Source organism: Brevundimonas sp. CURTG3B2_SDJG, assembly GCF_057364705.1.
Genome location: NZ_JBNFOJ010000514.1, coordinates 1 through 1,043, shown reverse-complemented (window position 1 = coordinate 1,043; position 1,043 = coordinate 1). Strand labels below are relative to the sequence as shown.

The following is a 1,043-nucleotide window of genomic DNA, read 5'->3' as shown; positions in this document are numbered from 1 at the left end:
GCGCGCCGTATCCGAGCCCGCCCCCGAGGTCGCGCCCGCGGCCATGGCCGAGACGGCGTCCGTCGAACCCGTCCAGCCCCCTGTCGAGATCGAGGGCCCGTACGCCGCCGCGGAAGAGGAGGATGAAGGCCGCCCGATGCGGGTGCTGGTCGTCGACGACCACGACATCAACCGCCGCGCCGTCCAGCTGATCCTTCAGCCGCTGGGTTGCGACATCGACACGGCCGCCGACGGCATGGCCGCGCTCAGGATCTGTGAGGCCACCGCCTTCGACCTGATCTTCATGGACGTGCGGATGCCCGAGCTGGACGCCGCGAGACGACGCGGCGCCTGCGGGCGGGGAACGGTCCGAACGCCCGCGTGCCGGTGATCGCGGTCACCGCCGACACCTCGCCGGAAGACATCGCCGCCTGCACCGCGGCCGGCATGACCTATTTCGTGCCCAAGCCGATCACCCCGCCGATGCTGCTGGGCGCCATCACCCACGTGATGACCATGGCCCAGGATCAGGGCGAGGACGAGATCGAGACCGCCGCCGCCTGACCGCGCACGGCCTCGACCAGGCGCCCGGCGAAATCGGGCGCCTTCATCGCGCACTCCCACACGGTGATCACCCGCCATCCCTGGGCCCGAAGGGCCTCTCGCGCCGCCGCGTCGCGGGCCGTGTTGCGCTCGATCTTCGCCGCCCAATACTCTGCGTTGGCCTTGGGCTTGCGGGCGCCCCGGGGGCAGTCGTGGCCGTGCCAGAAGCAGCCGTGCACGAACACCGCCGTCCGCCGCCCCTGCATAACGATGTCCGGACGTCCCGGCAGCCCGGTCCCGCCCAGCCGATAGCCGATCCCGGCCGCGCGCAGGATGCGGCGCGCGGCCCGTTCCGGGGAGGTGTCCCTCCCCTTCACGCGACGCATCACGGCGCTGCGCTTCTCGGGCGTGAAGACGTCGGTCATCAAATCCTCCCCCACCGGGGGAGGTGGCGCGGCGCGTCGGCGCCGTGACGAAAGGGGCGCCGCGGGCGCGGCGATCGGCGTCGGCCCCTCACCACT

Annotated in this window: 3 protein-coding genes; 2 read left to right on the top strand and 1 reads right to left on the bottom strand. The window is 72.7% G+C overall.

Annotated features, from left to right (window positions below):
* Both AC2W7C_RS18365 and AC2W7C_RS18360 read left to right on the top strand, forming a co-directional pair.
* Positions 1-370 (top strand): response regulator (locus AC2W7C_RS18365; RefSeq protein ID WP_486002630.1); only part of this gene is annotated, 370 nt, incomplete at its 5' end.
* Entirely contained in the window at positions 361-543 is a 183-nt protein-coding gene (locus AC2W7C_RS18360; protein WP_486002629.1) for a hypothetical protein, read from the top strand. The genes AC2W7C_RS18365 and AC2W7C_RS18360, both read left to right, overlap by 10 nt.
* On the opposite strand, the gene AC2W7C_RS18355 is transcribed toward AC2W7C_RS18360, so the two are convergent.
* Positions 507-947, bottom strand: coding sequence for a very short patch repair endonuclease (locus AC2W7C_RS18355; RefSeq protein ID WP_486002628.1), 441 nt, complete (start codon positions 945-947; stop codon positions 507-509). The two genes, AC2W7C_RS18360 and AC2W7C_RS18355, sit on opposite strands and share 37 nt — an antisense overlap.
* Positions 948-1,043: the final 96 nt, after the last annotated feature.

Coding starts and splice junctions, on each gene's coding strand:
- AC2W7C_RS18355 (WP_486002628.1), bottom strand. CDS start 947: ATGACCGACGTCTTCACGCCCGAGAAGCGCAGCGCCGTGATGCGTCGC.